The sequence below is a fragment of the Oceanospirillum sanctuarii genome, assembly GCF_002150805.1.
Taxonomy (GTDB): Bacteria; Pseudomonadota; Gammaproteobacteria; order Pseudomonadales; family Halomonadaceae; genus Oceanospirillum; species Oceanospirillum sanctuarii.
Map to the genome: position 1 here is coordinate 147,655 of NZ_MTBA01000001.1, position 26,666 is coordinate 174,320.

Here is a 26,666-nt window from a genome sequence, read left to right on the forward strand (position 1 = left end):
TTTAGGGGGATAATCCGTTTTGGGCGGAATCTGAAAACCTGAAGATTCCTGTGAACCCTTATGGGGATCTTTCGTTCGCTTTTTAAAGCAGAGTAGAATGTCCGGCATCAAAAGCTGCCTGCAGCAAAAAAATAATAAAACAGACCTTTTTCGGATTCGATTTAATAAGGAAACCCCATGTCTTTAGTCCTTTGGTTATCTCTGCTGTTGATCTGTGTATTGGGTGCGATGTCTCCGGGGCCGAGTTTAGCGGTTGTATTGCGTCAAACCGTGAGTAACGGTCGAGGCCACGGTATTGCAGCGGGTTGTGCTCATGCGTTAGGCGTTGCGGCATGGGCGGCAGCTACGGTTTGGGGCTTGGGGATTCTGGTCAGCCGTTATGAGACGGTCTATCTGGCGCTGACCTGGGCAGGCGCTGCTTATTTGGTTTGGCTGGGTTTTAACGCTCTGCGTTATGCCTCAACTCCTGAACTTCAGGCAGAAAACGGCACCAAAGAAAGCTACTGGCAGGCAGCCCGATCCGGTCTCTTTATCTCCCTGCTGAACCCGAAACTGGCGGTTTTCTTTACCGCTTTGTTCTCTCAGTTTGTGACCGCAGATCAGGGCTTGGAAGCCCAGCTGATTATGGTGCTGACCGCGTCTATTGTGGACGGTCTCTGGTACACCCTGGTTGCCCTGCTGTTCTCACAGGCGCATCTGTTAGCTTGGTTACGTCGCCATGTAAAACGTATCGAACAGCTGACCGGTGTGGTGCTGATCGGTCTGGCGGTTCGGGTGGTGATTCCTTAAATGTCGGTTTCAGACTTTTCCGGTGATTGCGATGGCCGTTATCCGGTCAACGTGCACAAGGTGTTTCACGCCCACGTTTACTTCGATGCCCGCACATTAGAATTTGCGACTGAGCTTTGTCAGCAGGCCGGTGAGCTGTTTGGTGTTCAGGTAGGACGGGTGCATGAAAAGCTGGTCGGACCTCATTCTGCGTGGAGCTGTCAGCTGCTGTTTAAAAGCACCGACTTTGATCAGCTGATTCCCTGGCTGGATCAGCAGCGTTTTTTAGCCTCAGGTGATGAAAAGCCAGGACAGGAAGGCAAGAAAGGCCTTTCGATTCTGGTGCATGGCGTGACCGGTGATCACCTGAAGGATCATACCGACCATGCCTATTGGCTGGGCAAACCACTGCAACTGGATCTGTCGATGTTTCAGTAGACGGCAGCCTTATATTGGACCAGAAGCCTTTTGATTGACTTAGAAGCCTTCGGTCAGAATGGCATTCACATCGGCGCAGCTCTGTCGGAGTTCCTTCCAGGGGCGATACTCTTCCGAGTTATACCAGGCCTTAAACTGGGAGATGCATGGAAACTCGTGAATTACCATGAGGTTACTTTCCCAACTGCCTTCCAGAATCTCTCCGGGATAACCTTTTACCAGAAATTTGCCGCCATACTGCTCAATGCTGGGCAGGTGTCCGGCAACATACTGATCGAATTTATCTTTGTCGTGGATGCGCAGAATATTAACGATGTTGTATGCCTTTTTCATAAGTTTTCCCGGACGTTGATGACTTGGCTGGTGATGTATTTAAAGCGCAGCCTAACAAGAAAAACGAGACAACATAAAGCGTCTCGTTTTCCATTGTTTATCAGTAAGCTCCGGCGCTATAAACCAGCTCATAGCTGTGGCTGTAGATCTCCAGAATATTCCCGAACGGATCTTCCATATAGATCATGCGGTACGGCTTCTCACCCGGATAGTAGTAGCGCGGTTTCTCCATCCGTTTTTTACCGCCCGCAGCGACAATACGTTCTGCCAGCTCTTCAACATTCGGGTCCTGCACGCAGAAGTGGAAGATACCGGTTTTCCAATATTCAAAGTTGTTGTCCGGATTCTGCTGATTATCGAACTCGAACAGCTCGACACCGATGCGATCACCGGTAGACAGGTGGGCGATACGGAAGCGCTTCCAGCCCGCACCAAAGACATCGGTGCACATCTCACCAATGGCGCTGTCATCTTCTTCGATGGTGGTGGGCTGCATAATCAGATACCAGCCCAGCACCTCGGTATAGAACTTTACGGCGGCATCCAGATCTGGCACCGAAATACCGATATGGGAAAAGTTACGGGGATAGGCTGCGTGTTGCTCTGCCGGATTACGGGGCATCATTTGATCGGCAATCATATTCGACCTCTCAGGTTTCGGTGGTAGTGACGGTGTTAGTCAGATGTTCCAATGCCGGCAAGCGTACAAAGCGGTTTTTATAAGGTAAAATTATCAATATTTATTAAATTGAGAATTTTCTGTAATGATAGATCCGCGATTGCTGAAAACCTTCTGCACACTGGTGGAGGTCGGCCATTTCACCCGCACCGCCGAGCAACTGTTTATGACGCAGTCCGGTGTCAGTCAGCAGGTTCGTAAGCTGGAAGATCAGTTGGGTACAGAGCTGCTGATTCGGGATGCCCGCCAGTTCACCCTGACCGATGCCGGTCAGCGTTTGTATCGGCAGGGCAAAGCCCTGTTAGCAGAGCTGGAGCAGCTGGCGGTGAGTGTGGCGGATGATCCCGCTTTTGAAGGCGAGGTTCGGGTGATGTCGCCGGGCAGTGTCGGCCTTAAGCTATACCCTCAGTTGCTGGCGCTGCAGAGCCAATATCCGGCGCTGACCATTGATTGCCGTTTTGCCCCCAATCGGGATGTTGAACAGGCCGTGGCCGAGCGACGCATTGATCTGGGTTTTACCTCCCTGGCTCCACAGCATGAGGCGGTGAAAAGTCAGCCCATAGCCGAAGAAGCCCTGCTGTTGGTTCTGCCTAAGATTCCCGGTGCAGATATGGATCAGCAAAGACAGCCTGACTGGCAAACTTTGCTCGATTTGGGTTTTATCGCTCATCCGGATGCGGGACATCATGCAGGCTTGTTGTTGCAGGCTAACTATCCGGAATTTGAGCATATCGGCCAGTTCGCCAAACGGGGCTTTTCCAACCAGATCGGTCTGATTCTGCAGCCGGTCAGTATGGGGTTGGGCTTTACGGTACTGCCCAGTTACGCGGTGGAAGCCTTTAGTGAGCAGGACAAAATCAACGTTTTTGCCCTGCCGCAGCCAGTGAGCGAAACCCTTTATCAGATTACGCACAGACAAAGCCCATTACCTAAGCGCGCTGAAACGGTAGCCGCTAAAATAAAGCAGGTATTAACCGCTCAATCCGAGTGGGTATGATGGATAAGCCAATCACAGATAAGCAGGAAGGCTGGCGGATGAAAGCAAAACTTGCGGCCATGATAGAAGCGCTGGGCACTACAGGTTTCAGCTCCGCACTGGCGGATTACCTGCGCACGCTCTTGCCCTGCAGTCACCTGATTATTCTCGGCTGTCGTCGGGGCAAGCATCCTATCTATCTGTACGATGCCATTCCCCATAATCGTGAATACCTGTTTCAGCGTTATCTGACCGATGCCTATCTGAAAGATCCCTTCTATCTGTCTGCCCTGCAGGATAATTCCGATCGCGTACTGACACTGACCAGTGTCTGCGGTCAGGATGAATCCCTCTTGAAGCAAGACTACAGGAAGCGTGATTACCAGCAGGAGTTTTGCCAGCAGACCGGCGTGTACGATGAGCTTTGCCTCTGCACCCGTCTGGATGATGATCGCTGGATTCTGCTCTTTACCGGACAGGAAGGGGAGGATGAAACCCGTCATCGTATGCAGTTTAACGAGCTGCAGGCGGAATCTTCGGTTTTACATGCCCTGATCCGTCAGCAGTGGGCAGGTAGCGCGCAAACTGCGGCCAACAACCCGGATACCGGCCTGCTGCAGTCTTCCGCCATGGCGGATAAAAGCGAGTTTCGTCAGGCCTTGTTGGTAGCGATGCACTCCTTTGGTGAAGCGTTACTGACCCCGAAAGAGCAGGCGATCACCCTGTTAATCGTGCAGGGCTACGACTCCAACGATATTGCTCAACTGGAAGACATCGCCCTTGGTACGGTAAAAAACCACCGTAAAAGTATCTATCGTAAGCTGAATGTCAGTTCCCTGAGCGAGCTGTATCAGCTGTTTATGACCCATCTGTTAGTCTCTTAGCCGCAGTCGCTATCCTCTTTTATCTTATCCCCTTTATCCCTTTTAACCCGATTTGTCCCTAAAGGGATATGCGGCTTTGCCATGTCTTTCTTTAAGCTGTTCTTATGAATTGTATTTCCCGCTAGCAGAACTCAGTAAGGCATAACATGACCTCTCTTTTTGATGACCTGAATCGTCGCGGCCTGATCGCGCAAACCTCCAACGCCGATGAGCTGAAAACCTTCCTGCAGGAGCCGCAAACCGTGTATTGCGGGTTTGATCCTACCGCAGACAGTCTGCATATCGGGCATCTGGTGCCGCTGCTGATGTTAAAACGCTTTTACGATGCCGGTCATAAAGTGATCGCACTGGTGGGGGGGGCTACCGGTGCCATTGGTGATCCCAGCTTTAAGGCTGCCGAGCGCAGCCTGAACAGCATGGATACAGTCGATGAGTTTGCTGCCCAGCTGAGTACCCAGATCAACCGATTGATGCAGCCGCACCTGAACGGACAGCCGCTAAAACTGGTGAATAACAAAGACTGGTTCTGGGGCATGAATATCGTTGAGTTTTTCCGGGATGTGGGCAAACACTTCTCGGTGAATGAGATGATGCGCCGGGAGTCAGTGAAACAGCGTCTGGAGCGCCCGGATGTCGGCATCTCCTTTACCGAGTTCAGCTACACCCTGCTGCAGTCCTACGATTTTGTGCAGCTGAATAAACATCACGGCGTGACCCTGCAGATTGGCGGGAATGACCAGTGGGGCAATATTGTCAGCGGTATCGACCTGACCCGCCGTCTGAACCAAACCAAGGTGGATGGTCTGACCCTGCCTCTCATCACCAAAAGCGATGGCACCAAGTTTGGTAAAACCGAGACGGGAACTGTCTGGCTGGATGCAGCAAAAACCTCTCCCTACAGCTTTTACCAGTTCTGGCTGAATACCGCCGATGCGGATGTTTACAACATGCTGGCGTACTACAGCTTCCTCTCGGTGGATGAGATTGAAGTGATCCGCAAAGAGGATCTGGAATCCGGCCGTAAGCCCGAGGCGCAGCGTATTCTGGCGGAAGCGATTACAGAATTTGTCCACGGTGAAGCGGGACTTAACAGTGCCAGGCGGATTACTCAGGCATTGTTTACGGGAAAATCAGATGATGCCGGTATCAGCCAGCTGAGTGAAACCGAACTGCAGCAGCTGGAACTGGATGGATTGCCCTGTTTTGCCGTTAACCCGCAAACCGAACTGGCGCAGGTATTGGTGGATGCGGAACTTGCCCCATCCAAGGGCAAAGCCCGTGAGCAACTGAAAGCCGGCGCGATTCGTCTGAATGGCGAACAGGTGACGGTTGATACCGCAAATAAAGAGATGGATGAAGCGCTTGATCAGCACTTTGCTCTGTTTGACCGTTACTGGTTGATTCAGCGCGGCAAAAAACACTTTGCGCTGTTAAAGAAGGCAGAAGGATAGAGGTAGCGTAGAAGCGTTAGATAGGGCAGGAAAGCGGAGTAGGGCGAATAACGAAAGGCCAGTGGATAGCAGGGGCGATTGAGTGTTCCTTTTGTCCAAGAACAGTTCCAAAAATAGTTCTAAGAACAGTTCCAAAAACAGTTACCCGAAGCGCTCCGGCTTCGGGCCTGCTACCACCAGCAGTTCTTTCAGATGCTGAAGATTGCGATCTGTTAGCTTATTTCAGTTATTTCATTTCAACTTCGATCAGCACGATATCTTCATCTGTGTTGTTCAGCACGTTGTGCTCAACACCCACCGGACGGTAGTAACACTCGCCAGCACGCATCTCAACGGGCTTAGGGCCTTCACCGGTGTCGATATGCAGTACGCAGTTCTGCATCGGCACAATCACGTAATCGCGCTCATGGCGGTGCCACTGGCTTTCGCCGCCAGCAGGAAACAGCAGATGGTTTACACAGGTGCGCTCGTTATCGATCTGTTGGGTAATCTGTAATACCGGACGTTCAGACATGGGTTGTCCTCATCATTATTTTTTGGAATGTGTCGCTTTTATGATTTGTCCGGGCAGATTAGCAAGGGTGAAACTATTTTGCGGTTGCGAAATATCGGCGCTGGGTTTGGTCAGATTCAATCTAAACAAAGCTGGTGTTTTGATTGATTTACTCCTGAATGCACAGCCTGCAGAAAGATTGCATAAAGCGGTCTGCTATTCCCCGTGGGCTTTGTTATACTGCGCGCCTTCCGGGCTTTGGGCATAAAACCCGTCTTTAAAGATTCGAGTCCAAAGACCAAAATCGTGACCTGTTCGGTCTGCCATTTCTTTTTTATCAGTTGAGATTTCCGTGAACGATAGCGCCTTTACCAGCCTTAACCTGCCCGCTGCCCAAATTCAGAACCTGAACGATCTGGGTTATACCCGCATGACGCCGATTCAGGCGCAGAGCCTGCCTCTGGTGCTGAAGGGCAAAGACCTGATCGCCAAAGCCAAAACCGGTAGTGGTAAAACCGCTGCCTTCGGTATCGGCCTGCTGGAAAAACTCAACGTGCGCTCCTTTGCCTGTCAGGCACTGGTGATGTGCCCAACCCGCGAACTGGCGGGGCAGGTGGCTAAAGAGCTGCGTAAGCTGGCGCGCTATCAGCACAACGTAAAAATTCTGACCCTGTGTGGCGGTATGCCGATTGGCCCGCAGATCGGTTCCCTGGCCCACGGAACCCATATCGTTGTGGGTACGCCGGGTCGTATTCAGGATCACCTGCGTAAAGGCACGCTGGATCTGGGACGGGTGAATACCGTTGTACTGGATGAAGCCGACCGCATGCTGGATATGGGCTTTGCCGAGTCTATGGAAGCGATTCTGCAGGAGACTCCGGCCAACCGTCAGACTCTGCTGTTCTCTGCGACCTATCCTGACACTATTCAGCAGATCAGCAGCCAGTATCAGAACAAACCTGAGATGGTTGAGGTGGTTGAGTCTGCTCAGGCTCCGGTCAATATCAGCCAGAAGTTCTTTGGTGCAGAGCGTGCCTCCGATAAAGAAGGCCTGCTGATGCAGGTGCTGGGTCACTATCAGCCGGAACATGCGGTGATCTTCTGCAACACCAAGCAGACCTGTTCTGATCTGGCTCACACACTGAAAGAGCAGGGCTATTTTGCCCAGGCGCTGCACGGTGATATGGATCAGCGCGAACGTGATCAGGTGCTGGTGAAATTCTCCAATCGAAGCACTCACTTACTGCTGGCGACCGATGTTGCCGCCCGTGGTCTGGATATCGATGATCTGCCGATGGTGATCAACTACGACCTGACGCGGGATTCTGAAGTCCACGTTCACCGTATTGGCCGTACCGGTCGTGCGGGTAAATCCGGTATCGCTATCACCCTCTTTACCGAGAAAGAGCGCTACAAGCTGGCGGGTATTGAAGAGCAGATGAACATCGAGATCACCGTATCCGATGTTGAAGAAGAGCTGTTCGACGGCGACCTCAGCGGCCACCGCGAACCGACTATGGTGACCCTCTCTATCGACGGCGGCAAAAAGAACAAAGTTCGCCCCGGTGACCTTCTGGGAGCCCTCACCAATGAAGGCGGAATCACAGGTGCTCAGGTGGGCAAGATCAATATCTTCGACTTTACCGCCTATGTCGCGGTAGAACGCAGCGTCGCCAAACACGCCCTTAACCACCTGATGAACAGCCGTATTAAAGGCCGTAAGTTTAAAGTGCGTCGGGTGTAAATATCTGACCGGCTTTCAGCCGCAAGCTTTGGATAAATAAACGCCGTGCTCAGTGTTACAACTGAGCACGGCGTTTTAGTTTGTGTCCGGCTTTGCGGTTTGCGGGGCGAGGTAAAAGTAATAGAAAAGTATCACTTTAGGCGCTAACCTCTTTTGAACCTGCAGTAAGCACTGCCCACCTCTTTTGGAGTTGCAGCCATGAAAGTTGAACTGGTCACCTCCCTGAAGCGTCAGGCCACCAAAATCCTAGCGGATCTGCATGACAGCAAAGAACCTGTCTTAATCACCGAACATGGCAAACCCTCTGCCTATCTGGTGGATGTGGACGACTACGAGTTTATGCAGCAACGGCTGACCATTCTGGAGGGCATCGCCCGTGGTGAACGCGCTGTGGAAGAGGGCAAAGTCCATAGCCAGCGGGATGCGAAAGGCCAGATGGAAAAATGGCTGAAATAGTCTGGACGGAACCGGCGCTGGCGGATCTTAACGCCATTGCGGAATATATCGCCCTGCAGAACCTCGCTGCTGCTAAGGAGCTGGTGCAAAAGGTCTTTGCCAAGGTCGAACGGCTGGAAGCCTTCCCTGAATCAGGGCGTGTTCCACCAGAGCTGGAACACCTGAATTATCGGGAAGTCGTAGTCAGCCCCTGTCTGGTGTTTTACCGATTCGATGGTGAGAAGGTTTATATCCTGTTTGTCATGCGGATGGAGCAGGATTTACGGCGGTTTATGTTAGCGGGGCGGTAGTCGTACACGACTTATTGGGTGGTTTACGGGTGAAGGCGGCTTGGATAAGCTGCGAAACGGATGAATTATTTCAGTAGGTGCTTAACAGCAGGCACTTACTAAATTGTGATAACGCGCATGCGCGTTTAGCAGGGAAGCAGTCAGATCTGAAAATGGATTTTTCTTTTCATATCAAACCCTTTCCGCAGTTTTAGACGGTATATTGAAATCGTCAAAACGCGCATGCCTATGATTAAAATGTTAAACGAATAGGAGCATCGATTGGACTTCACTACAACAATTACAACTTCTGCAATTGTGGCTGGCTTTGTGAATGTCATAGGTATCTTTTGGATTAAGGAACGCTTGAAACAATCGATCAAGCATGAATATGATCAAGACCTTGAACATTTAAAAAAAGATCTTGAATACGACTTGGATAAAAAGAAACGTTTATATGAAGGGAAACTCGCACAGTATAAAAAATACTATTCTATGATGGATTCGTATTCGACAAGATCAAGGAAAGTGCTTTTCAAATCATTTCAAGAAGGGATTCTTGATCTGATACAAAATCCATCAGATTAAAATGCACTTAGTTATATTAAAAGTATATTCGCACTGCAAAGCGATATTTCGGATCAGTTCCTTGCTTTTAAGAATGAAATTGGGGGGCTTCGACTCGAAGCTGGAGAAGATTTATTATTACTTTTTGATGATTATATTGTCTTACTTGAGCAAGCGCAGGAAAAAACAGTCGAGTTTCTCAACTGGATGAATTCTAATGCCGCTCAGTTTATTGCCCAGCCCAACGAAACGAACACTTATGTCCAAAAGTTCATGGAGGAAGAGTTTTCTGAATCAGGGAAAGAGCTAATTGATATCCAAGAAAAAATGTTCAGGGAGATGAGGCGTGAACTTGGTATCGTTTAACAAGCAGCTGCAGCGGAACAATTTACGCTGCGCTCCAATTGCCCGCTGAGCTGGACGTTATATTCCTAAGGTGATATTGATGAGCAATCTTGATAAATTCGGTAAATTAATAGCAGAAGATTTGCGAGATTCTGCGTTAAATCGTTGCTTAGATATCGAAGCTGGCACGATCAAATCATATGATTGCCTAGAGCTTACGAAAGAGTTCTCACAATTTACTGAGTCACAATTACAAATAATAAATCGCTTAGTGACTAAGTGCATTGATACTGGTATCCACGATTTTTTATTTGCAATTGAAGAAGCACAAGATGAGCTATCTATTCTTGTAAATGGTGAGAATATCGCTGAAAAATCAGATGGTTTACAAGGTGAGCTATTCACTGAAGATGGTTGGTATGAAAGGTTTAGTGAACACAAAGAAACTGGAATATAACAAGTCATTTAAACGGACGCGTAACAGTTGGCTCGCGCTCGTACCTCGCTAAGTTTAGCCAACTGTTTCAGGCCGCTTAATGAGGCGTTAGCACTCATACGATTATGAACATCCGGTACGTAACCCAAATAATGAATGGCAAGGTTTGTGTCTCTGATCAAGAAACCTCATTGCCATATACAACAGACGATGAGCTGGCCGAGCTAGTCGTAGAACTCATCGAAAAAGGGTATGCCTTTACTGATGAGCCAGCCGGTTGGCCGCCAGCTGCCATAGTCAAAACCCTCAAAGATAAGGGGCTGGTCCAGCAATCATTTACCGCAATAACTTGGAGTGGGCCAGGTGAACACCGTACTTACAAAGTGGTGTAGTGCTAACAGGGCCAGGCGCAGCGACGGCTTTTCCGTTGCGGCTTCGCCTTCACTGCAAAGCCGCGCGTGCTGGCGGCGTTACACCTTGGCTTCTTCATCCGCCCAGTAAGATATGATCATCCCTTATCCTTATCCTTATCCCGGATTCTGGCCTTGCGCGCTTCCATCAGTGATTTTGCGGCTTCATGCCCCACAAAGACGCTACCCCCAGCTTCGAACTTCTCATGCGCCTGATTAATCTGCTCGGCCATTTGCCGAGTTAGGTCTCTGGTTTCTCTATCCACTTGAAACTGCTTACTGCTATCCATGATGGCTGCCCCACAAAATGTGTGTCTGTAAATGTGAGCATCAGCCTTCGGTGTTACAATGCCCACCCTCTTAAATTGTCATCGGTGTTTGGTTATGAGTTTTGCCTCCCTTGGTTTGCATTCAGATTTACTCGCGGTTCTGGAATCTCTTGATTATCAGACCCCGACACCGATTCAGTTGGAAGCGATTCCTGAGGTTATGGCGGGTCACGATGTTTTGGCCGGTGCGCAAACCGGCACCGGTAAAACGGCCGCCTTTGCCCTGCCGATGATTCACCGTTACCTGACTCAACACGCCCAAAATGACAAAAAGGCGATCCGTACTCTGGTGCTGACGCCTACCCGCGAGCTGGCCCAGCAGGTTCACCAGAGCTTTGTGAAATACAGCGAAGGGTTGGGCTTTAACTCCGTTGTCGCTTATGGCGGTGCCAGCATTAACCCGCAGATTGATGCTCTGAATCAGGGTTGTGATGTGCTGGTGGCAACCCCCGGTCGTCTGCTGGAGCTGGCGATGAAAGAGCTGATCGATCTTAACGAGATCGAAACGCTGGTGCTGGATGAAGCCGACCGCATGCTGGATATGGGCTTTATCAATGACATTAACCGCATCCTGAAGCGCCTGCCGGAAAGCCGCCAAACTCTGTTTTTCTCCGCCACTTTTAATGATGAGGTTTTTGCCCTCAGCAAAACGATTCTGAAAGCCCCTAAGCTGATTGAGGTCGCTGAGCGTAACGCCACCGCTGCCAAAATTGAGCAGACCTTTTATGAAGTCGACACCAAACGTAAGGCCGCGATGCTGGCTTATCTGATCGGTTCTAAAAACTGGCAGCAGGTGCTGATCTTTACCCGTACCAAGCAGATGGTGGATGAGCTGGTTACCGAGTTAGCCAAAGACGGCATCAAGGCATCAGCGGTACACGGTGATAAGTCTCAGGGCGCTCGGGATCGGGGGCTGGAAGAGTTCAAAAGCGGTAAAGTGCGTGCGCTGGTGGCGACTGATGTGGCAGCCCGTGGTCTGGATATCAAAGAGCTGCAGTACGTTGTTAACTATGAGCTGCCGTACAACGCTGAAGACTATATCCACCGTATTGGCCGAACCGGTCGGGCAGGGCAGGCGGGTGTCGCGGTTTCTCTGATCTCCCATAAAGAGAAATACCTGTTTGAGGATGTGAAAAAACTCACCGGTGAAGAGTTTCTGATGCAGTGGTTCCCGGGTTTTGAGCCGGACTTTATGGCGCGGGAAGAAGAGGAGCGGGGTAAACGCAAACCCTCGAAAAAAGCCCAGCTTGCTAAAGCCTTGGGTAAAGGAAATGGCAAAGGTGGAAGTGGCCGAGGCAAACCGCGTCGTCGTCGCTAAATGGCTGAAGTAAGCCGCCGACCCTTCGATAAGAAAAAAGGACAGCCGCTCGTTGAGCGCTGTCCTTTTTCTTTGAGTTGCTATGAATCGCTTTTAACGTCTTTTAACCCCCAATGGTCACGGATGGCCCAATACAGGTGTAGTTGGATTCATCTTCACAATCCTGCGTTAGGGTGATGTTTTCATCCGTGTCCCAGCTGTAGATGGTTACCGGGTAGGGGAGCGTCGTATTGTGGTAGGTTTCAACGGTTGTACCGCTACCATCCTCATTGATCCTGGTTTTGAATGACCGATCCATCTCTCCTGAGTTGGTGTACTGGACTAACTCAGCTTCTCCGGCCTCAGCCCAGTACGTCCTTTTTAACTCTTCGCTGGCTGGGTCAAAGGCTTCATATTCAAGACGGCAATTCGCTAATTGACGAAAAGTGTATTCATAAGCGTGGCCGTAGTCATAACCCACAGGGTCTTGTGGAGTTAGCCTGATAGTCCAGGTTTCAAGGCCATTAAGATCGCTGTAACCGACTGTGGTTGTTAGTCCATTGGCCGTACCGCTCCAGCTGGGGCCCTGATGAAATGGACCTTCATCGCTGTTATTTACAGCGGTTAAAAGCGCATCTGCAGTTTCTCCGGTGCGATTGTTAAAGACCTGATCCGGCATGAAGTTGGTTACGTGGGTTTCCAGGTAGCGACCGGGATATTCCGGAAAAGGGAAGGAGGAATCCTCCCATTGATCGAGACTACAGTCACGATACCGGCCAACGTCATAGCTACCACCGCTGCCGGGATTAGCGCCATTGTGGCTTCCTGTGCCATCGTCAGATCCGGAGCCACCGGAACCACCACAGGCAGAAATCATAAGAGACAGGGATAGAGTTAGAGTGGGGGTAAAACGCACGCCGCAGTCCTTTTGCAGTTGAGAATCAACCGCACTGTAACAAAAAATTAACCGACTACAATGCTTTGGTATAAATTACTTTTGGATTTAATTAATCCAGTGAAAAAGTCTGTCAAATGTAGCTTTTGGCTGTTGTTTTTATGAAAATTCACTGAATTAGCAGGCTTGCAATGATGGTTTTCATAACGCGAGCTTTACATCAACACAGGAGTGGATAGAGAGGGTGGAGAGCAATAAAAGCTCGTGAATCACCTGATTTTATATTGCTGTTCAATAACTTGGCCGTTAGGCTAGCTGCTGCTTTTATTGGCTGATTTTGAGGTTTCCTTCCGTGCTATTTCTTCCCGCTCAGCAAGAGCTCGACTGCGTTAATGAGAACGGCAATATTGTCGGCAAGATCGTATTTGATGGCGCTAAAAATGAGTACTGTTTCAATTCTGAAGATGAGTCTGTCGTTCTGACGGGTCTTGAAATCGCCCGTATTGCCGAGCGCATCGCGGGTCTTTATTCCGGTAAGTATTCCATCCCGATGCAGGATGATGATTAAGGCGTTGAATAAAGTCTCAGTTGTTTCGGTGGGGCTGAATCTCCTTTAAACTCCTTTCCATAAAAAAATCCCTAAGCGCCCGGCGCAACTTTCTGATGGAAATAAGCTAACTATGATTCAATCTTTCAATCCTCCTGTTCGTACCCTGATGGGCCCGGGGCCTTCTGATATCGCTCCTCGTGTTCTGGCGGCGATGTCCCGTCCGACCATCGGTCACCTTGATCCTGCGTTCATCCAGATGATGGATGAGATCAAGCAGATGCTGCAGTATGCCTTCCAGACCAAAAACGAACTGACGATGCCGGTTTCAGCACCGGGTTCTGCCGGTATGGAAACCTGCTTTGTGAATCTGGTTGAGCCGGGTGACAAAGTGGTTGTCTGCCAGAACGGTGTGTTCGGCGGCCGTATGAAAGAGAACGTAGAGCGCTGTGGTGGTATTCCTGTCATGGTGCAGGATGACTGGGGCACGGCAGTAAGTGTTGAGAAGGTTGCTGAAGCGCTGGAACAGAACCCTGATGCTAAGGTGCTGGCCTTTGTGCATGCGGAAACTTCAACCGGTGCCATCAGCGATGCCAAGGCGCTGTGCGAGTTAGCGCGTAAACACGATTGCCTGACAATTGTTGATGCGGTGACCTCTCTGGGTGGTTCGGAACTGCGTGTGGATGAGTGGGGCATTGATGCCATCTACTCCGGCACCCAGAAGTGTCTTTCCTGCCCACCGGGTATCTCTCCTGTGAGTTTCAGCGAGCGTGCGGTAGAAGCGGTTAAAGCCCGTAAAACGTCTGTACCAAGCTGGTTCCTGGACACTAATCTGGTAATGGGTTACTGGGGCGCGGGTGCCAAGCGTGCATATCACCATACGGCACCGGTTAACGCACTTTATGCCCTGCATGAAGGTCTGGTGATGCTGCAGGATGAAGGTCTGGAAAACGCCTGGGCACGCCATGAGAAACATCATCTGGCACTGCGCGCGGGTCTAGAGGCGATGGGGCTGAAGTTCCTGGTGGCCGAAGGTGAGCGTCTGCCACAGCTGAACTCGGTATTTATTCCGGAAGGTGTGGATGACGCTGCACTGCGTACCACGCTGCTGAATGATTACAGTCTGGAAATCGGCGCAGGTCTTGGTGCATTCGCCGGTAAGGTCTGGCGCATCGGCCTGATGGGCGCGGCCTGTAATCAGCGTAATGTGATGCTGTGTCTGACCGCTCTGGAAAACACCTTACTGGCTCAGGGTATCTCCCTTGAGGCAGGCAAAGCAGGTCAGGCGGCACTGGCGGTTTACGCCAGCTAAGCCAATGCAGGTACGTGGCTGGCGTGCCTGTGTATGCCGACCCGAAGCGGGCAAGCCGCTTCGGGCTCTCCGTTTGTTTCGGGATATTAAGCCGATAAAGATGTTTAATTCAGGGTATCATGCGGCACCTTTTCCCAACGCCGGATGTCTATGACCATACCGATAATCGATACCACCCCCGCCGATATTCTCTGTTCGAACTGCAAAGCCTGCTGCTGTCGTCTTGAAGTGATGATTATTTCTGTCACCGGTGTACCCGAAACCTTTATCCGGCGTGACGAGTACGGCGGCGAAACCATGAGGCGTCTGGATGATGGCTGGTGTGCTGCCATGGACCGGGAAAGCTTTATGTGTACCATCTATGAAAACCGTCCCTGGATCTGCCGTGAATTTGATATGGGCTCTTACGAGTGCATGGATGAGCGTGTAGGGCTTGAAGCCCTGTAACGCGGATAGATATTAAACCATGTGAAATGGATAAATATTAAACAGAGTCCGTGTCCTGTTTATTTATTTCTCTGGTGATGTGGTGGGCATCTGCCTAAGCTGAAGTCTGATCCTTGATCTTTTTCCTACCGCCACTGCGTCATGCTTTGGCGGTTTTTCTGTTGTTTCTGTGCCTCTCTTCTTTTTTTCACTTGCGTGGTTTTGTACATGAAAGCGATTCGCTCTCCGTTCTTCTGGGTCAGTTTTGCCATGTGTGCCGGGGTGATGAGTACTGCTCTGATCAGCCCTCTGTACGGCATCTACAAAACTGAGTGGTCGCTTTTGGCTAGTGATATCTCTGTGATTTACGTCGTCTATATGGCGGGGGCACTGGCGGCTCTGCTGTTTCTTGGTCAGCTGTCGGATCGGATCGGTTTCCGGCGGGTGATGCAGATCTCCCTTGTGCTGGTATTTGCAGGCACAGGGCTGACGATGCTCGCCTGGGATACGCTGAGTCTGAATCTTGCCCGTTTTATTGTCGGTGTTGCCTCCAGTCTGATGACTACGGCTGCTTCAGTCGGCCTGCGCCAGTTAGCCACCGGCGCACATCCGAATCGGGCGGCTGCCATGAGTGGGGTACTGATCGCTTTCGGCTTTGGCCTTGGGCCTCTTGTGGGCGGGATTATCGGGCAGTGGCTGCCTAACCCGCTGATTACGGCTTATCTGCCAACCATGGCGTTGTCAGCCATCGGCTTCTTTGCCTTGCAACGTCTTGATCTGCCAAGTCATGAAGCGATTGCCAAACCAAATCAGGCGACGGGCACCAAAAAAGCAGGCCGTGCCTGGCTGCCGAAATTGACATGGCCGGAGCCTGATCATTCTCTGGCGTTTATTCTGACCAACTCCTGTGCCTTTCTGGCCTTCGGTGTCTTTGGTCTTTACGCCTCTATGTCACCTTTGTTTCTGGAGCAGATGATCGATTGGAAAGGGCCTTTTATCAGCGGTATCTCCATCGCTGTGATTCTGTTTATGTCCTCGGGCGCACAGCTGATGACCCGTCGTCTGCCGGTTCACTGGTGCGGGGCAATGGGGTTGCTGGCGTTGGCGTTAAGCTGCGGTTTGTTGCTGTTAAACCTTGAGCGCGGTTCACCGTGGATTCTGGCAATTGGTCTTCTGATCACAGCTGCCGGACACGGTATGACGTTGTTGTCCGGTATGAATATGGTCAGCCGGATTGCACAGCCCCATAACCATTCTGGTTTGCTATCGACCTATCTGGTGCTGGGTTATATCGGGAGTATGCTGCCGGTACTCGGCGTGGGTTGGGTGGCTGATCATTGGGGGCTGCATATTGCGGTGAGCCTTTTCTGCTTCGGTGTGATTGCTCTGGCAGGGGTGAGTGCTCTGTTCTTCTTCCGTCATCCTCAGATGCGTCAGCCGGACTAAGCCCCAAGTTCTGGCAATAAAAAAGCCACAGTGTTTGCTGTGGCTTCAGGGCTATTGTTGTGGCTTAGGGCTATTGCTATGGCTTTAGGGCAAGAGAGGATCGGATTTACTCGATCACGGCATCCACAAAGTAGTGGTCTTTGCCGTCGATTTTCTCGCGAACCAAGCCGTGTACGTCAGTTTCAAAGCCCGGGAAGCGGGTGTTGAAATCCCGTACAAACTGCAGGTAGCGCACGATGGTGTTGTTAAACAGCTCTCCCGGTACCAGCAGCGGAATACCCGGAGGGTAAGGCGTTACCAGTATCGCGGTGATACGGCCTTCCAGCTCATCAATCGGCACGCGCTCAATCTGACGGTGCGCCATCTTCGCCCAGGCATCGCTTGGGGTCATGGCCGGATCGATCTGTGACAGATACATCTCCGTGGTAATGCGCGCCAGATCATACTCTTTGTACACGTTGTGGATCGCACTGCACAGATCACGCAGGCCGACCTTACTGTACTGAGGCTGCTTAGCGGCAAACTCCGGCATGACGCGCCAGATCGGCAGGTTCTGGTCGTAGTCATCTTTAAACTGCTGCAGCTCGGTGACCATGGAGTTCCAGCGGCCTTTGGTGATGCCGATGGTGAACATGATAAAGAAGGAGTACAGGCCGGTTTTCTCGATGATGATGCCATGCTCCGCCAGATATTTACTGACGATAGAGGCCGGAATGCCGATCTCATCGAAGTTGCCGTCCACATCCAGCCCCGGGTTGATAATGGTCGCCTTAATCGGGTCGAGCATATTGAAGCCGGAGTCGATCTGACCGAAACCGTGCCACTTATCATCCTTGTGGATCACCCAGTCGTCACGTTCGCCGATGCCTTCATCCGCCAGATAATCCGGGCCCCAGACTTTAAACCACCACTCATCACCAAACTCATCATCCACCTTGCGCATGGCGCGGCGGAACTCAATCGCTTCCAGAATCGACTCTTCCACCAGTGCGGTGCCGCCCGGAGGCTCCATCATCGCTGCCGCCACGTCGCATGAGGCGATAATGGCGTACTGCGGGCTGGTGGAGGAGTGCATCAGATACGACTCGTTAAAACGATGGGTATCCAGCTTACGGGTCGCACTGTCCTGCACCAGAATCTGGGATGCTTGCGACAGGCCCGCCAGTAGTTTGTGGGTGGACTGGGTGGCAAAGACGAGTGTTTCTTCAGAGCGCGGACGATCTGAAGCAATAGCGTGCATATTCTGATAGAAGTTGTGGAACGCCGCATGGGGCAGCCAGGCTTCATCAAAATGCAGGGTGTCGATGGTGTTGCCCAGAATGCCTTTGATCTCTTCCACGTTGTAGAGCACACCGTCGTAGGTGCTCTGGGTGATGGTCAGAATACGGGGCTTCTTATTCACCGCTTTGCTGGCAAAGGGGTGGTTTTCGATCTTCTGACGGATCGCTTCCGGATCGAACTCTTCCTTAGGAATCGGGCCGATAATGCCGTAGTGGTTACGGGTTGGCGTCAGGAAGATTGGAATCGCACCTGTCATGATGATGGAGTGCAGAATCGACTTATGACAGTTACGGTCAACCACCACCACATCACCCGGTGCTACCGTCGAGTGCCACACCACCTTGTTAGAGGTGGAGGTACCGTTGGTGACAAAAAACAGGTGATCGCAGCCGAAGATACGTGCTGCGTTCTCTTCACTGTCGGAAACAGGGCCGGTGTGATCCAGCAGCTGACCCAGCTCTTCCACTGCGTTACAGACGTCCGCACGCAGCATGTTCTCACCGAAGAACTGGTGGAACATCTGACCCACCGGGCTTTTCAGAAACGCCACACCACCGGAGTGACCGGGGCAGTGCCAGGAGTAGGAGCTGTCGCTGGCGTAGTCCATCAGAGCGTTGAAGAACGGTGGTGCCAGAGAGTCCAGATACTTGTTCGCCTCGCGGATAATATGGCGGGCCACAAACTCCGGGGTATCCTCAAACATGTGAATAAAGCCGTGCAGCTCGCGCAGAATATCGTTCGGGATATGGCGTGAGGTACGGGTTTCACCATAGAGGAATACCGGAATGTCCCGGTTACGTTTACGCACTTCAATCAGGAAATTTCGCACGGCTGTCAGTGCGATATTGACGTCGTTCTCGTCGTTGAAGTCGAACTCTTCATCGTCGATCGATACGATAAAACAGGAGGCGCGACTGGCCTGCTGCGCAAAAGACGTCAGGTCGCCATAGCTGGTCAGTCCGACCACTTCCATGCCCTCCTTGCTGATCGCCTCAGCAAGGTCCCTGATACCAGACCCTGAAATGTTTTCAGAGCGAAAATCTTCATCAATGATGATGACGGGAAAGCGAAATTTCATCAGTTTTAGTGCCATATATTAAAGGAAGGAAAAATACCGATTGGCAGCGGTTCTGCAAAAGGCGGTTGTCATTAGCTTAGACCACCTTTTCGGCGCGGATATTAATCAGAGTTGATCAAACCGCAAAGAAATTATTTCCCGTTTTTAGAATTAAATTCGTGATAATTAATGCTTCATATAACAAAGCTTTTAACGTCGCTCTGTTTTTAAACGTTTTTATGACCATTGATGGCTATTAAAGGCATGGTGATGTCTCCACAAGACTAAAAGGGATGCAAGTAATAAAACCGGAACAGATTGGAAAGGCTTACGATCAGATTACGCATCTGTGGCAGAAGGCGGAATTTAACCGTAATAACGGTATTGAAGCCCATGAGCGTGCCATCAAAATAGTCCGTAGTCCTGCGGTGGAAAATCCGGCTAAGGCTCAGGTTGAAAGTGAGGCTGAGACTGGAAGTGAAGGTGAAGCGATAAACAAGTCCGTCAGTAAAGCCCTTGATATCGGTTGTGGTTGTACCGGACGTTTTGCCGACCTGCTGCAAAGTGGGGGATTTCAGGTTTCAGGCCTTGATGTCTCCGCTGAGATGATCAAGCTGGCGCAGGAGCGTAATCCCGATGTGACCTTTATCGAAGGGGATATCTGTGAGGTCGCTTTGCCGGAACGCTATGACCTGATTACTGCCTGGGACAGTATCTGGCATCTTCCTCTTGATCAGCAGAAACCGGTGCTTAGTAAAATTGTTGATCATCTTAACCCCGGTGGCGTGTTTATCTTCTCTTTTGGTGGCACGGCTGAGGCATCGGATCACGTGGACGATTTTATGGGGCCGGAGGTGTATTACTCCACTTTGGGCACCGAGGGCTTTATTGCTTTATTCCTGGAACTGGGTTGTCGGATTCGCCATCTTGAATACGATCAGTATCCTGAATTACATACTTATCTGATTATTCAGAAGCCATAACTGAAAGCTTATTAATATGCTCTGACATCATGTGATCTTCTACCGGCAGCACTCCGGTGAACCATATCGGTTAAAAAGACTCTGTTAGGGGTGGCTATTTTTATCTGAGTTTTGAGGTTGGTTATTTTGAAGCGTTTTATTAAACCCCTGATATGGGTCTTTGTTTCGGTTCTGCTGATTATCGGCATGATGGCGGGACTTGTGGCACTGATGGAGCATAAATCCTCTAAGCTGCCGGATGTGCGTTTTCAGTCTATGGCGGGTGAGACGATCACTCTGGATCAGGTAGCAGATGGTAAGCCGATGCTGGTGAACTTATGGGCGACCTGGTGTGCGCCCTGTGTTCGTGAAATGCCTTTGTTGCAGCAGGCGCAACAAGCGAATCCCGATATCACCTTCGTTTTTGTTAATCAGGGTGAACATACCGAAACTGTTGACCGTTTTTTAAAGGATCAGGAGCTGGATCTGAGCAATGTGTTGCTGGACAGCAAAGGTCAGTTGGCGCAGGTAACGGCCAGTATGGCACTGCCAACAACTTTGCTTTACAACGCCAAAGGTGAGCAGGTGGGTCTGCACCGTGCGCAGCTCAGTCCTGAACAGTTAGCAGCTATGGTGAAAACGCTGCAGCCCTGATGAACTCTGATCTTCAGGCAAAATGTGAAAGCCCGCACACGCGGGCTTTTTTTATTTAGAGTCGGAAAGAAATCTCGAAGGACTACTGCTAAAGTCTAATGTGATGTCTCTTTTATGACTCGCTTGTGCTCTCCGTATCAACGGGTGAAAAAGGGGCAATCTCTCAGTTCCAACTGATTGAGGTTCCCGTTATGAATATTTTTCGACTACTGCTGCTTCAGCTGGAAGTACGGTTTGCAGGGACACGTTTTTCCGGTTTGCTCACTCGTCTGGTGGCGCTTCTGATCGACTACCTGGTGTTGACCATGATCTTTACCTTTTTGCTGATCTTTACCGGCAATAACAGTGCTGAGCTTTGGTCTGGAAAGATGGAAGCAGAAGAGATCCATACCTTGTTGTTCCTAACTGTCGTGGTTTTCTTTTTGGTTAACAGCAAGTTGCTGTTTGACCGTGGACAGAGTGTCGGCAAGATGATGATGGCGCTTCGCATTGTCTCCACCGATGGCGAGCCGGTTTCCCGTAAACAGATTCTGAAACGCTTTGCCTTTTACTGGTTGCTTTGGCTGATTCCTGTGTACGGTATTTTCCTTGCGCTTTCGGAGTGTCTTTACGCACTCTTTAGTGGTCAAGGGGCAGGCCACGACAAGTTTGCCGGTACTAAGGTGGTTGTCACCGATGCGGCGATAATCGATCTGGGCGGCGATGAACCTGATGATGATGACTGAACCCGGATATGGACATCTGAACCCGGATACAGGCACCTGAAATAAAACAGCCCGCAGTTGCGGGCTGTTCTTTTGGCGTGTGAGCAGATCACACGGCGGCAACTTACGAAGCTTAAGATTAAGCCTTCAGTGCTTCTGCCATCAGCGTCGCCAGTGACGTCGTCGGGCGACCGATCAGTTGGCTCAATGTTTTACTGTTATCGAACAGACCGCCTTCTGCCGCAGCGGCATCCGAGTCCGCCAGCAGATCGGCTAAACCATCCGGCAGGCCTGCACCTTTAAGGGCTGCTGCAAAGTCGGCTTGCGGCATATCCTGATAAACAACGGACTTACCGGTTTGTTTGTTCAGCTCGACAACCAGTTCTGCCAGTGTGTAGCTCTCGTCACCGGCCAGCTCGTAGGTTTTACCCGCGTGTCCTTCACTGGTCAGCACTTTTGCTGCGGCCTCAGCGAAATCAATACGGCCTGCAGAAGCGATACGGCCTTCTTTCGCTGCACCGATAAAAGCACCAAACTCCAAAGCTGGTGGGATACTTGCCAAATAGTTCTCTGTGTACCAGCCGTTGCGCAGCAGTACGTGAGGCACGCCGGATTCAGCCAGAGCGGCTTCGGTCTCAACGTGCTCTGCGGCCAGTCCCAGTTTGCTCTCTGTGGCATTCAGAATGCTGGTGTAAGCCAGCAGAGAAACGCCTTCAGCTTTTGCTGCATCAATGACGTTTTTGTGTTGCGGGAATCGCTGACCGACTTCGCTGGAAGAGATCAGCAGCACTTTCTCTGCACCCTTAAGCGCGGTTTGTATACTCGCCGGATTGGTGTAATCCATCGCACGAACCTGAACGCCTTGTTCTGCCAGATCTGCTGCCTTTTCAGGAGAACGAACAGCCGCGATGATGGACTCGGGAGCTTCAGTTTTCAGCAGTTGTTCAATCACCAGACGGCCCAGTTGACCGGTTGCACCTGTTACCAGAATCATAGTTTTTTCCTCAATAATGATATTTACGATTGGGTAGAAAACGTGTTGTGTTGCATTGAGGTCAGGTTATCAACGATACTTACCTTTAGTAAGTACGTACAAAAAGGTAAGTATCAAAATGGCTGCTGTGAGCGATAAAAAGAGTGTTTCCGATTCTTCAACAGTTGAAGATAACGCCAGCTTTACCGAGCGTTTCCGCAGGGGAGATCTCTTTTCTGATAAGTGCCCGTCACGGGATGTACTCAAACATATCACCAGTCGCTGGGGCGTACTGATTCTGGTGGCTTTGCAGGGCAATACCCTGCGCTTTAGTGATCTGCGCCGCAAGATCAAAGGTGTCAGTGAAAAGATGCTGGCGCAAACGCTGCAGTCTCTGGAAAGTGACGGCTTTGTACTGCGCCATTCCTATCCGGTTGTACCACCTCATGTGGAATATTCCCTATCCACACTGGGGGAGGAGGCCGCAGAACAAGTTGCAGGTATCGCCAACTGGATCGAAGAGAAGATGCCTCAGATCAGCGAAGCCCAGCGCTTAGTGGCCGAGAAGCGGGCTGCTGAGGAGTAACAAAGCAGCCTTAAACAGGCTGCCTCTTCTTTAGTTAAGTTTTTCTCGTTGGCTTAAGCTTTCTGCCAGGTCAGATGCTTTTCTATAAGCGGCTTGCTTGGATGCCTCATGTCGCTCATCGGAAAATTCCTGATATTCACAGGCGATTTCGGTCATCTTTTCGACACCTAAATACTTACTGAGAGTTTCTATATGGGGGGCGAGATGATTCATCTTTTCGCGAATCCCTCCTTTATGGAAGCCAAATTCACCGCTGGAGGTAATCAGAACCATTTCTTTGCCGCTATGAATGGGTTCTAGTGGAAAGTCTCCCCGTGAGAGGTCAAAGCTGAAGGTTTTGTCGACGCGGACAATCTGGTCAAACCATGCCTTCAAGTGAGCAGGCATGCCGTAGTTGTACATCGGCGCTGAAATGATGATCAGGTCTGCATTAACAAGCTCGTCGATCATCTCATCGGATTGTTCCAGCAGTGCTTTCTGCTTAGTTGTCCGCTTTTCTTCAGATGTAAATACTGCACCTATCCATTCCTGAGTAATAAAGTCAGGAGGGTTAGCGCCTACATCACGATAGGAATATTCGGCAATGGCATTTGCTTGCTCTAGCTCTGATATCAAATGACCGGCTATATTCCGGGAAATCGAATTATGCGCTTCAATGCTATTGCTTTTCGCCCGCACGCTTGAATCGATATGAAGTAGTGAATACATGTTTTAGATCCTTATTGAGGCTTGTGTTGTCGTTGAGTGCTTGTGGATTTTATGGACGGCAGGCTGTCTCTGACAAAGGGGTTAATAGCATCTATAGATGTAAAAAAATCATCTATGCGTTAGGCTTATTAATGATTCAAGATGAGGGTGTTAATCGATGAATGTGTCACTGCAGGGGCTAAAGGTTTTTGAGTCGGCTGCAAGGCTGGGAAGTTTCAAGGCTGCTGCTGAAGAGCTGGCGTTATCACCAACGTCAGTATCGCATCATGTCAGGCGTTTGGAGCAGCGTCTGAAAGTTGACCTGTTTTATCGCCGAGTGCGTGGTGTGGGGTTGACCCCTTCAGGTGAGAAACTGTCCGAGGCGCTCACCAACAGCTTTTTACAGATTCAGCAGGCGGTTGATGACGTCGCTGAATTGGGCAATCGAATAAAAATAAATACCACATCAGCTTTCGCGGCTCTGGTTTTGGTTCCGGAGTTGGCAAAGTTCAATCAGGCTGCCCCAAGCATAAATATCGATGTTGCCACGGGGGAGGATATTCGCTCGGAGGCAAACGGGCTTTCTGTTCGCTTTGGCCAGATTCCTTTTGATTCCAAAGATTATTTCTATCATCAAAACAGACTGTTGCACCGGGATAAGTATTCATTATTTGGTACCCCTGAATGCCTGAACCGCATCCGGCAAGGTCAAACTCAGTCTGTCTTGTTAACCCGTTGGAAAAATAAAGAGCTTCCGTTATCTCCTTGGTTGAACTGGTGCAAAGCTTCAGATTTTGAGTGTTCAGAAGACTCTATTGTTTACTTCGATCAGGAGTTACTCGGGATTTATGAGGCTATCGCTGGCAAGGGGCTCGTATTTTGTTCGACTCTTCTCGTGAGGAGTTTTGTTTGCTCAGGAGTTCTTAAAGCTTATACCCCGATTAGTGTTCCCTCGGAGCTGGGCTATTACTTACCTGAAAAGAGTTTGTTAGGGCATCCGGCGCAGGCTGTTGTGCTTGAATGGCTGGAAAAGCTTTTTACCGGAGAGGCAGATGAATCCTGAGCTAAAAACAGGGATAATATGCGCCAGTTAAATAAGCCAGATACTCAGTATTTTTATTGATAACGGAATTACGGTCAGATTTATGAGCAAGTCCCTGCAGGATCAGCTGTTAAAAGCCGGTTTAACCAACAAGAAAAAGGTTAAACAGGCGGAAAACCACAAGAAGAAACAAGCCAAGGTTAAGCGCACCACAGGTCAGGAAGATGAAGTGAAGCTGCGTGCTGAGCAGCAGCGCAAAGAGAAGGCGGAACGTGATCGTCAGCTGAACCTGGAGCGCAAAGCGGAAGAAGAGAAGAAAGCGATCAAAGCTCAGGTGAAGCAACTGATCGAGATGAACCGCCTTTCCGATTTCGCTGGTGATCTTGCCCATAACTTTGTAATGGACAAGAAGGTTAAGAAGATTAATGTTCAGCCTAAGATCTCGGATCAGCTGGCGAAAGGTCGTCTGGCCATTGCCGAGCTGGAAGGCCGTTTTGAGCTGATTCCACCTAAGGTTGCTGAAAAGATTCTGCAGCGTGAGCCGGATTGGCCGATCGTGCTGAACGAGAAAGCACCGGATACCGGTGATGAGGAAGAGGATGATCCGTACGCAGATTTCCAGATTCCTGATGATCTGATGTGGTAACACCCCATTCGAAAGCCAAAAAGCCTGCCCTGTGCAGGCTTTTTGCTTTATCAGTCTTGCACAGATAAAACTGCAATTGAGACAGGAGGTTAAGATGAAAGTTATCGCTTATATGGCACAGAGTCTGGATGGCTATATCGCCGGCCCAAATGGTGAATTGGATTGGCTGGAAGAGATCGAAAATCCCGAAGGCAGTGATCTGGGTTTTGCGGAATTTATGGCAGGAGTTGATGCGCTTCTGATGGGGCGTAACACCTTTGAAAAGGTGCTCAGTTTCGGCTTCTGGCCCTACGATAAGCCGGTTTATGTTGCCAGTAATTCCCTGAAAGGGATTCCTGCGGATCTTGAGGGTAAGGCATTTCTGATCAGTGGAACCCTTGCTGAAATGCTGGCGGTATTGGCAGATGAGAAAGGCGTGCAAAGCCTTTATCTGGATGGTGGAAAACTGATTCAAAGCGCTTTAAGTCAGGATCTGCTGAATGAGATGACGGTAACGACCTTGCCGGTGATTCTGGGGCAAGGGATTTCTTTGTTTGGTCACTTGGAGGCAAAGAAAAAGCTTCAGCTAAAGGGTTCAGAAGTTCTGTTAGATCAACTGGTAAAGACAAAATACCTGTTATGCTGATTCATAGGAGATAGCCCCTGTATTCTTGCCCCGCTGCAGGAGGAGCCTATGAGCCCGAGATACAGCTTTACCGCTGATGAGATCAATGAAGCCATTGAGATTCTTGAGCGGGCGGTGGTGAATCACCGCAGTTGGTATGAGATGTTGCTGGAAGGGCTGGTTTGTCAGCAGCCTTTTAATGAACAGATCATTGATCCCATGGCGCATACAAAGTGCGGTTTTGGCTGCTGGTATTACCAGAGTGTGTCTGAGGCGCTGCGTGCTGCTCCTGAGTTTTCAGTACTCGAATCCATTCATAAAGAGATGCACGATGCTGCCCGGGATCTTGTTCTCCAGTATCAGAAGAACGAGCAGGTTTCTCTGCAGGACTTTCGCACCCTGAACTCCACAAAGGCGGAAGTGGTCGAACTACTCAGCCGTATGCGGGATTCCATTGTTGCCCAACATCACTCTTTCGATGGGCTGACAGGGTTGATTAACCGGCGCTCAATCGGACTGATTCTGGAAAAGAATCATGCTCAGTCGATTCGCAGTAACGCACCTTATGCGCTGGCGATGATCGATATCGATTTCTTCAAATCGATCAATGATAACTATGGCCATCTGGCGGGTGATGAAGTGCTGAAGGCGGTTTCCCGTTTTCTGACCAAGTCTCTGCGTGAAGCCGATAGCGTTGGGCGTTATGGCGGGGAAGAGTTTCTTCTCTTGTTGCCGGATACGGACGCCCGGGTTGCCCAGCAGGTGTTGGAACGGCTACGACAGGGAATTGCAGAACTGATGGTGCCCTACGATGATGAGTTGATCTCTCTGACAGCCTCCATCGGCTATGCCAGTTTTGATTCTGGTAATGCGGTATGGGAGCTGGTTAAGGATGCGGATCAGGCTTTGTATCAGGCCAAGAAGAATGGCCGCAATCGGGTTGTCGCTTTTCGTTTTTGATTTTATGCC

At 50.3% G+C, this 26,666-nt stretch carries 32 protein-coding genes; 24 read left to right on the forward strand and 8 right to left on the reverse strand.

What is annotated here, in order from left to right; genetic code table 11:
* Nucleotides 1–177 precede the first annotated feature (177 nt).
* A complete protein-coding gene (locus tag BV405_RS00665; RefSeq protein WP_086478930.1) occupies nt 178–789 on the forward strand; it encodes a LysE family translocator in 612 nt (203 codons plus the stop codon).
* Nucleotides 790–1,206, forward strand: a complete 417-nt coding sequence (locus BV405_RS00670; protein WP_086478931.1) for a DOPA 4,5-dioxygenase family protein — start codon at nt 790–792, stop codon at nt 1,204–1,206.
* Nucleotides 1,207–1,245: 39 nt separating this feature from the next.
* Here the strand turns inward: BV405_RS00670 and BV405_RS00675 are convergent, their stop codons facing one another.
* Together BV405_RS00675 and BV405_RS00680 are read right to left on the reverse strand one after the other, a co-directional pair.
* Nucleotides 1,246–1,539, reverse strand: coding sequence for a DUF1330 domain-containing protein (locus BV405_RS00675; protein WP_086478932.1), 294 nt, complete (start codon nt 1,537–1,539; stop codon nt 1,246–1,248).
* Between the two features lie 100 nt (nt 1,540–1,639).
* Nucleotides 1,640–2,179 (reverse strand): lactoylglutathione lyase family protein, encoded by a 540-nt coding sequence (locus tag BV405_RS00680; protein WP_245832190.1) that lies wholly within the window; start codon nt 2,177–2,179, stop codon nt 1,640–1,642.
* A 124-nt stretch (nt 2,180–2,303) separates the two neighbouring features.
* Between BV405_RS00680 and BV405_RS00685 the strand changes: the two genes are divergently transcribed.
* The 3 genes from BV405_RS00685 (at nt 2,304) to tyrS (ending at nt 5,529) form a co-directional block, all read left to right on the forward strand.
* Nucleotides 2,304–3,215: a LysR family transcriptional regulator gene (locus BV405_RS00685; RefSeq protein WP_086478933.1), complete on the forward strand. Its 912-nt coding sequence runs from the start codon at nt 2,304–2,306 to the stop codon at nt 3,213–3,215.
* A 38-nt stretch (nt 3,216–3,253) separates the two neighbouring features.
* Nucleotides 3,254–4,078 (forward strand): helix-turn-helix transcriptional regulator, encoded by an 825-nt coding sequence (locus BV405_RS00690; protein WP_176329991.1) that lies wholly within the window; start codon nt 3,254–3,256, stop codon nt 4,076–4,078.
* 146 nt (nt 4,079–4,224) lie between these two features.
* Nucleotides 4,225–5,529, forward strand: coding sequence for a tyrosine--tRNA ligase (gene tyrS, locus BV405_RS00695; RefSeq protein WP_086478935.1), 1,305 nt, complete (start codon nt 4,225–4,227; stop codon nt 5,527–5,529).
* A gap of 226 nt (nt 5,530–5,755) precedes the next feature.
* On the opposite strand, the gene BV405_RS00700 is transcribed toward tyrS, so the two are convergent.
* Nucleotides 5,756–6,043 carry a cupin domain-containing protein gene (locus BV405_RS00700; protein WP_086478936.1) on the reverse strand — a complete coding sequence of 96 codons (288 nt, stop codon included), beginning with the start codon at nt 6,041–6,043 and terminating at the stop codon, nt 5,756–5,758.
* A 331-nt stretch (nt 6,044–6,374) separates the two neighbouring features.
* Between BV405_RS00700 and dbpA the strand changes: the two genes are divergently transcribed.
* From dbpA to BV405_RS00730, 6 genes are all read left to right on the forward strand, one after another.
* Nucleotides 6,375–7,766: an ATP-dependent RNA helicase DbpA gene (dbpA, locus tag BV405_RS00705; protein WP_086478937.1), complete on the forward strand. Its 1,392-nt coding sequence runs from the start codon at nt 6,375–6,377 to the stop codon at nt 7,764–7,766.
* A 198-nt stretch (nt 7,767–7,964) separates the two neighbouring features.
* A complete protein-coding gene (locus BV405_RS00710) occupies nt 7,965–8,222 on the forward strand; it encodes a type II toxin-antitoxin system Phd/YefM family antitoxin (protein WP_086478938.1) in 258 nt (85 codons plus the stop codon).
* Entirely contained in the window at nt 8,210–8,512 is a 303-nt protein-coding gene (locus BV405_RS00715) for a type II toxin-antitoxin system RelE/ParE family toxin (RefSeq protein ID WP_086478939.1), read from the forward strand. Before BV405_RS00710 ends, BV405_RS00715 begins: the two co-directional genes overlap by 13 nt.
* A gap of 261 nt (nt 8,513–8,773) precedes the next feature.
* Nucleotides 8,774–9,079 carry a hypothetical protein gene (locus BV405_RS00720; protein WP_176329992.1) on the forward strand — a complete coding sequence of 102 codons (306 nt, stop codon included), beginning with the start codon at nt 8,774–8,776 and terminating at the stop codon, nt 9,077–9,079.
* Between the two features lie 424 nt (nt 9,080–9,503).
* Nucleotides 9,504–9,860, forward strand: coding sequence for a hypothetical protein (locus BV405_RS00725; protein ID WP_086478940.1), 357 nt, complete (start codon nt 9,504–9,506; stop codon nt 9,858–9,860).
* 131 nt (nt 9,861–9,991) lie between these two features.
* On the forward strand, nt 9,992–10,231 hold the full coding sequence (locus tag BV405_RS00730) for a hypothetical protein (RefSeq protein WP_140054406.1): 240 nt from the start codon (nt 9,992–9,994) through the stop codon (nt 10,229–10,231).
* Between the two features lie 116 nt (nt 10,232–10,347).
* Here the strand turns inward: BV405_RS00730 and BV405_RS00735 are convergent, their stop codons facing one another.
* On the reverse strand, nt 10,348–10,539 hold the full coding sequence (locus BV405_RS00735) for a hypothetical protein (protein WP_086478942.1): 192 nt from the start codon (nt 10,537–10,539) through the stop codon (nt 10,348–10,350).
* A gap of 94 nt (nt 10,540–10,633) precedes the next feature.
* Here BV405_RS00735 and BV405_RS00740 point away from each other — a divergent pair, with 94 nt between their 5' ends.
* The gene (locus tag BV405_RS00740) at nt 10,634–11,896 is read left to right on the forward strand and encodes a DEAD/DEAH box helicase (protein WP_086478943.1); all 1,263 of its coding nucleotides are present in this window, start codon (nt 10,634–10,636) and stop codon (nt 11,894–11,896) included.
* Nucleotides 11,897–11,999: 103 nt separating this feature from the next.
* On the opposite strand, the gene BV405_RS00745 is transcribed toward BV405_RS00740, so the two are convergent.
* The gene (locus BV405_RS00745; protein WP_086478944.1) at nt 12,000–12,791 is read right to left on the reverse strand and encodes a hypothetical protein; all 792 of its coding nucleotides are present in this window, start codon (nt 12,789–12,791) and stop codon (nt 12,000–12,002) included.
* A 331-nt stretch (nt 12,792–13,122) separates the two neighbouring features.
* Between BV405_RS00745 and BV405_RS00750 the strand changes: the two genes are divergently transcribed.
* The 4 genes from BV405_RS00750 to BV405_RS00765 all read left to right on the forward strand — a co-directional run bounded on the left by BV405_RS00750 (nt 13,123) and on the right by BV405_RS00765 (nt 16,501).
* Nucleotides 13,123–13,338: a hypothetical protein gene (locus BV405_RS00750; protein ID WP_086478945.1), complete on the forward strand. Its 216-nt coding sequence runs from the start codon at nt 13,123–13,125 to the stop codon at nt 13,336–13,338.
* 112 nt (nt 13,339–13,450) lie between these two features.
* Nucleotides 13,451–14,629: a pyridoxal-phosphate-dependent aminotransferase family protein gene (locus BV405_RS00755; protein WP_086478946.1), complete on the forward strand. Its 1,179-nt coding sequence runs from the start codon at nt 13,451–13,453 to the stop codon at nt 14,627–14,629.
* A 150-nt stretch (nt 14,630–14,779) separates the two neighbouring features.
* Nucleotides 14,780–15,076 carry a YkgJ family cysteine cluster protein gene (locus tag BV405_RS00760; protein WP_086479474.1) on the forward strand — a complete coding sequence of 99 codons (297 nt, stop codon included), beginning with the start codon at nt 14,780–14,782 and terminating at the stop codon, nt 15,074–15,076.
* Between the two features lie 207 nt (nt 15,077–15,283).
* Nucleotides 15,284–16,501 (forward strand): MFS transporter, encoded by a 1,218-nt coding sequence (locus tag BV405_RS00765; RefSeq protein ID WP_086478947.1) that lies wholly within the window; start codon nt 15,284–15,286, stop codon nt 16,499–16,501.
* 106 nt (nt 16,502–16,607) lie between these two features.
* On the opposite strand, the gene BV405_RS00770 is transcribed toward BV405_RS00765, so the two are convergent.
* Nucleotides 16,608–18,860: an arginine/lysine/ornithine decarboxylase gene (locus BV405_RS00770; protein WP_086479475.1), complete on the reverse strand. Its 2,253-nt coding sequence runs from the start codon at nt 18,858–18,860 to the stop codon at nt 16,608–16,610.
* A 272-nt stretch (nt 18,861–19,132) separates the two neighbouring features.
* Here BV405_RS00770 and BV405_RS00775 point away from each other — a divergent pair, with 272 nt between their 5' ends.
* The 3 genes from BV405_RS00775 to BV405_RS00785 all read left to right on the forward strand — a co-directional run bounded on the left by BV405_RS00775 (nt 19,133) and on the right by BV405_RS00785 (nt 21,180).
* Nucleotides 19,133–19,822, forward strand: a complete 690-nt coding sequence (locus BV405_RS00775; RefSeq protein WP_342743890.1) for a class I SAM-dependent methyltransferase — start codon at nt 19,133–19,135, stop codon at nt 19,820–19,822.
* Nucleotides 19,823–19,948: 126 nt separating this feature from the next.
* Entirely contained in the window at nt 19,949–20,455 is a 507-nt protein-coding gene (locus BV405_RS00780; RefSeq protein WP_086478948.1) for a TlpA family protein disulfide reductase, read from the forward strand.
* Nucleotides 20,456–20,646: 191 nt separating this feature from the next.
* On the forward strand, nt 20,647–21,180 hold the full coding sequence (locus BV405_RS00785) for an RDD family protein (RefSeq protein ID WP_086478949.1): 534 nt from the start codon (nt 20,647–20,649) through the stop codon (nt 21,178–21,180).
* Between the two features lie 118 nt (nt 21,181–21,298).
* Here BV405_RS00785 and BV405_RS00790 read toward each other — a convergent pair whose 3' ends face one another.
* On the reverse strand, nt 21,299–22,153 hold the full coding sequence (locus tag BV405_RS00790; RefSeq protein WP_086478950.1) for an SDR family oxidoreductase: 855 nt from the start codon (nt 22,151–22,153) through the stop codon (nt 21,299–21,301).
* 118 nt (nt 22,154–22,271) lie between these two features.
* Here BV405_RS00790 and BV405_RS00795 point away from each other — a divergent pair, with 118 nt between their 5' ends.
* A complete protein-coding gene (locus tag BV405_RS00795; protein ID WP_086478951.1) occupies nt 22,272–22,718 on the forward strand; it encodes a winged helix-turn-helix transcriptional regulator in 447 nt (148 codons plus the stop codon).
* A 30-nt stretch (nt 22,719–22,748) separates the two neighbouring features.
* Here the strand turns inward: BV405_RS00795 and BV405_RS00800 are convergent, their stop codons facing one another.
* Nucleotides 22,749–23,426 (reverse strand): FMN-dependent NADH-azoreductase, encoded by a 678-nt coding sequence (locus BV405_RS00800; RefSeq protein WP_086478952.1) that lies wholly within the window; start codon nt 23,424–23,426, stop codon nt 22,749–22,751.
* Nucleotides 23,427–23,583: 157 nt separating this feature from the next.
* Between BV405_RS00800 and BV405_RS00805 the strand changes: the two genes are divergently transcribed.
* The 4 genes from BV405_RS00805 to BV405_RS00820 all read left to right on the forward strand — a co-directional run bounded on the left by BV405_RS00805 (nt 23,584) and on the right by BV405_RS00820 (nt 26,657).
* Entirely contained in the window at nt 23,584–24,468 is an 885-nt protein-coding gene (locus BV405_RS00805) for a LysR family transcriptional regulator (protein WP_086478953.1), read from the forward strand.
* A gap of 82 nt (nt 24,469–24,550) precedes the next feature.
* Nucleotides 24,551–25,093 carry a DUF2058 domain-containing protein gene (locus BV405_RS00810; RefSeq protein WP_086478954.1) on the forward strand — a complete coding sequence of 181 codons (543 nt, stop codon included), beginning with the start codon at nt 24,551–24,553 and terminating at the stop codon, nt 25,091–25,093.
* Between the two features lie 94 nt (nt 25,094–25,187).
* Nucleotides 25,188–25,718 carry a dihydrofolate reductase family protein gene (locus BV405_RS00815; RefSeq protein ID WP_086478955.1) on the forward strand — a complete coding sequence of 177 codons (531 nt, stop codon included), beginning with the start codon at nt 25,188–25,190 and terminating at the stop codon, nt 25,716–25,718.
* 48 nt (nt 25,719–25,766) lie between these two features.
* Nucleotides 25,767–26,657 carry a sensor domain-containing diguanylate cyclase gene (locus BV405_RS00820; protein WP_086478956.1) on the forward strand — a complete coding sequence of 297 codons (891 nt, stop codon included), beginning with the start codon at nt 25,767–25,769 and terminating at the stop codon, nt 26,655–26,657.
* The last annotated feature ends 9 nt before the right edge of the window (nt 26,658–26,666 follow it).

Coding starts and splice junctions, on each gene's coding strand:
- BV405_RS00665 (WP_086478930.1), top strand. CDS start 178: ATGTCTTTAGTCCTTTGGTTATCTCTGCTGTTGATCTGTGTATTGGGT.
- BV405_RS00670 (WP_086478931.1), top strand. CDS start 790: ATGTCGGTTTCAGACTTTTCCGGTGATTGCGATGGCCGTTATCCGGTC.
- BV405_RS00675 (WP_086478932.1), bottom strand. CDS start 1,539: ATGAAAAAGGCATACAACATCGTTAATATTCTGCGCATCCACGACAAA.
- BV405_RS00680 (WP_245832190.1), bottom strand. CDS start 2,179: ATGATTGCCGATCAAATGATGCCCCGTAATCCGGCAGAGCAACACGCA.
- BV405_RS00685 (WP_086478933.1), top strand. CDS start 2,304: ATGATAGATCCGCGATTGCTGAAAACCTTCTGCACACTGGTGGAGGTC.
- BV405_RS00690 (WP_176329991.1), top strand. CDS start 3,254: ATGAAAGCAAAACTTGCGGCCATGATAGAAGCGCTGGGCACTACAGGT.
- tyrS (WP_086478935.1), top strand. CDS start 4,225: ATGACCTCTCTTTTTGATGACCTGAATCGTCGCGGCCTGATCGCGCAA.
- BV405_RS00700 (WP_086478936.1), bottom strand. CDS start 6,043: ATGTCTGAACGTCCGGTATTACAGATTACCCAACAGATCGATAACGAG.
- BV405_RS00710 (WP_086478938.1), top strand. CDS start 7,965: ATGAAAGTTGAACTGGTCACCTCCCTGAAGCGTCAGGCCACCAAAATC.
- BV405_RS00715 (WP_086478939.1), top strand. CDS start 8,210: ATGGCTGAAATAGTCTGGACGGAACCGGCGCTGGCGGATCTTAACGCC.
- BV405_RS00725 (WP_086478940.1), top strand. CDS start 9,504: ATGAGCAATCTTGATAAATTCGGTAAATTAATAGCAGAAGATTTGCGA.
- BV405_RS00730 (WP_140054406.1), top strand. CDS start 9,992: ATGAATGGCAAGGTTTGTGTCTCTGATCAAGAAACCTCATTGCCATAT.
- BV405_RS00735 (WP_086478942.1), bottom strand. CDS start 10,539: ATGGATAGCAGTAAGCAGTTTCAAGTGGATAGAGAAACCAGAGACCTA.
- BV405_RS00740 (WP_086478943.1), top strand. CDS start 10,634: ATGAGTTTTGCCTCCCTTGGTTTGCATTCAGATTTACTCGCGGTTCTG.
- BV405_RS00755 (WP_086478946.1), top strand. CDS start 13,451: ATGATTCAATCTTTCAATCCTCCTGTTCGTACCCTGATGGGCCCGGGG.
- BV405_RS00760 (WP_086479474.1), top strand. CDS start 14,780: ATGACCATACCGATAATCGATACCACCCCCGCCGATATTCTCTGTTCG.
- BV405_RS00765 (WP_086478947.1), top strand. CDS start 15,284: ATGAAAGCGATTCGCTCTCCGTTCTTCTGGGTCAGTTTTGCCATGTGT.
- BV405_RS00770 (WP_086479475.1), bottom strand. CDS start 18,860: ATGAAATTTCGCTTTCCCGTCATCATCATTGATGAAGATTTTCGCTCT.
- BV405_RS00775 (WP_342743890.1), top strand. CDS start 19,133: ATGCAAGTAATAAAACCGGAACAGATTGGAAAGGCTTACGATCAGATT.
- BV405_RS00785 (WP_086478949.1), top strand. CDS start 20,647: ATGAATATTTTTCGACTACTGCTGCTTCAGCTGGAAGTACGGTTTGCA.
- BV405_RS00790 (WP_086478950.1), bottom strand. CDS start 22,153: ATGATTCTGGTAACAGGTGCAACCGGTCAACTGGGCCGTCTGGTGATT.
- BV405_RS00795 (WP_086478951.1), top strand. CDS start 22,272: ATGGCTGCTGTGAGCGATAAAAAGAGTGTTTCCGATTCTTCAACAGTT.
- BV405_RS00800 (WP_086478952.1), bottom strand. CDS start 23,426: ATGTATTCACTACTTCATATCGATTCAAGCGTGCGGGCGAAAAGCAAT.
- BV405_RS00805 (WP_086478953.1), top strand. CDS start 23,584: ATGAATGTGTCACTGCAGGGGCTAAAGGTTTTTGAGTCGGCTGCAAGG.
- BV405_RS00810 (WP_086478954.1), top strand. CDS start 24,551: ATGAGCAAGTCCCTGCAGGATCAGCTGTTAAAAGCCGGTTTAACCAAC.
- BV405_RS00815 (WP_086478955.1), top strand. CDS start 25,188: ATGAAAGTTATCGCTTATATGGCACAGAGTCTGGATGGCTATATCGCC.
- BV405_RS00820 (WP_086478956.1), top strand. CDS start 25,767: ATGAGCCCGAGATACAGCTTTACCGCTGATGAGATCAATGAAGCCATT.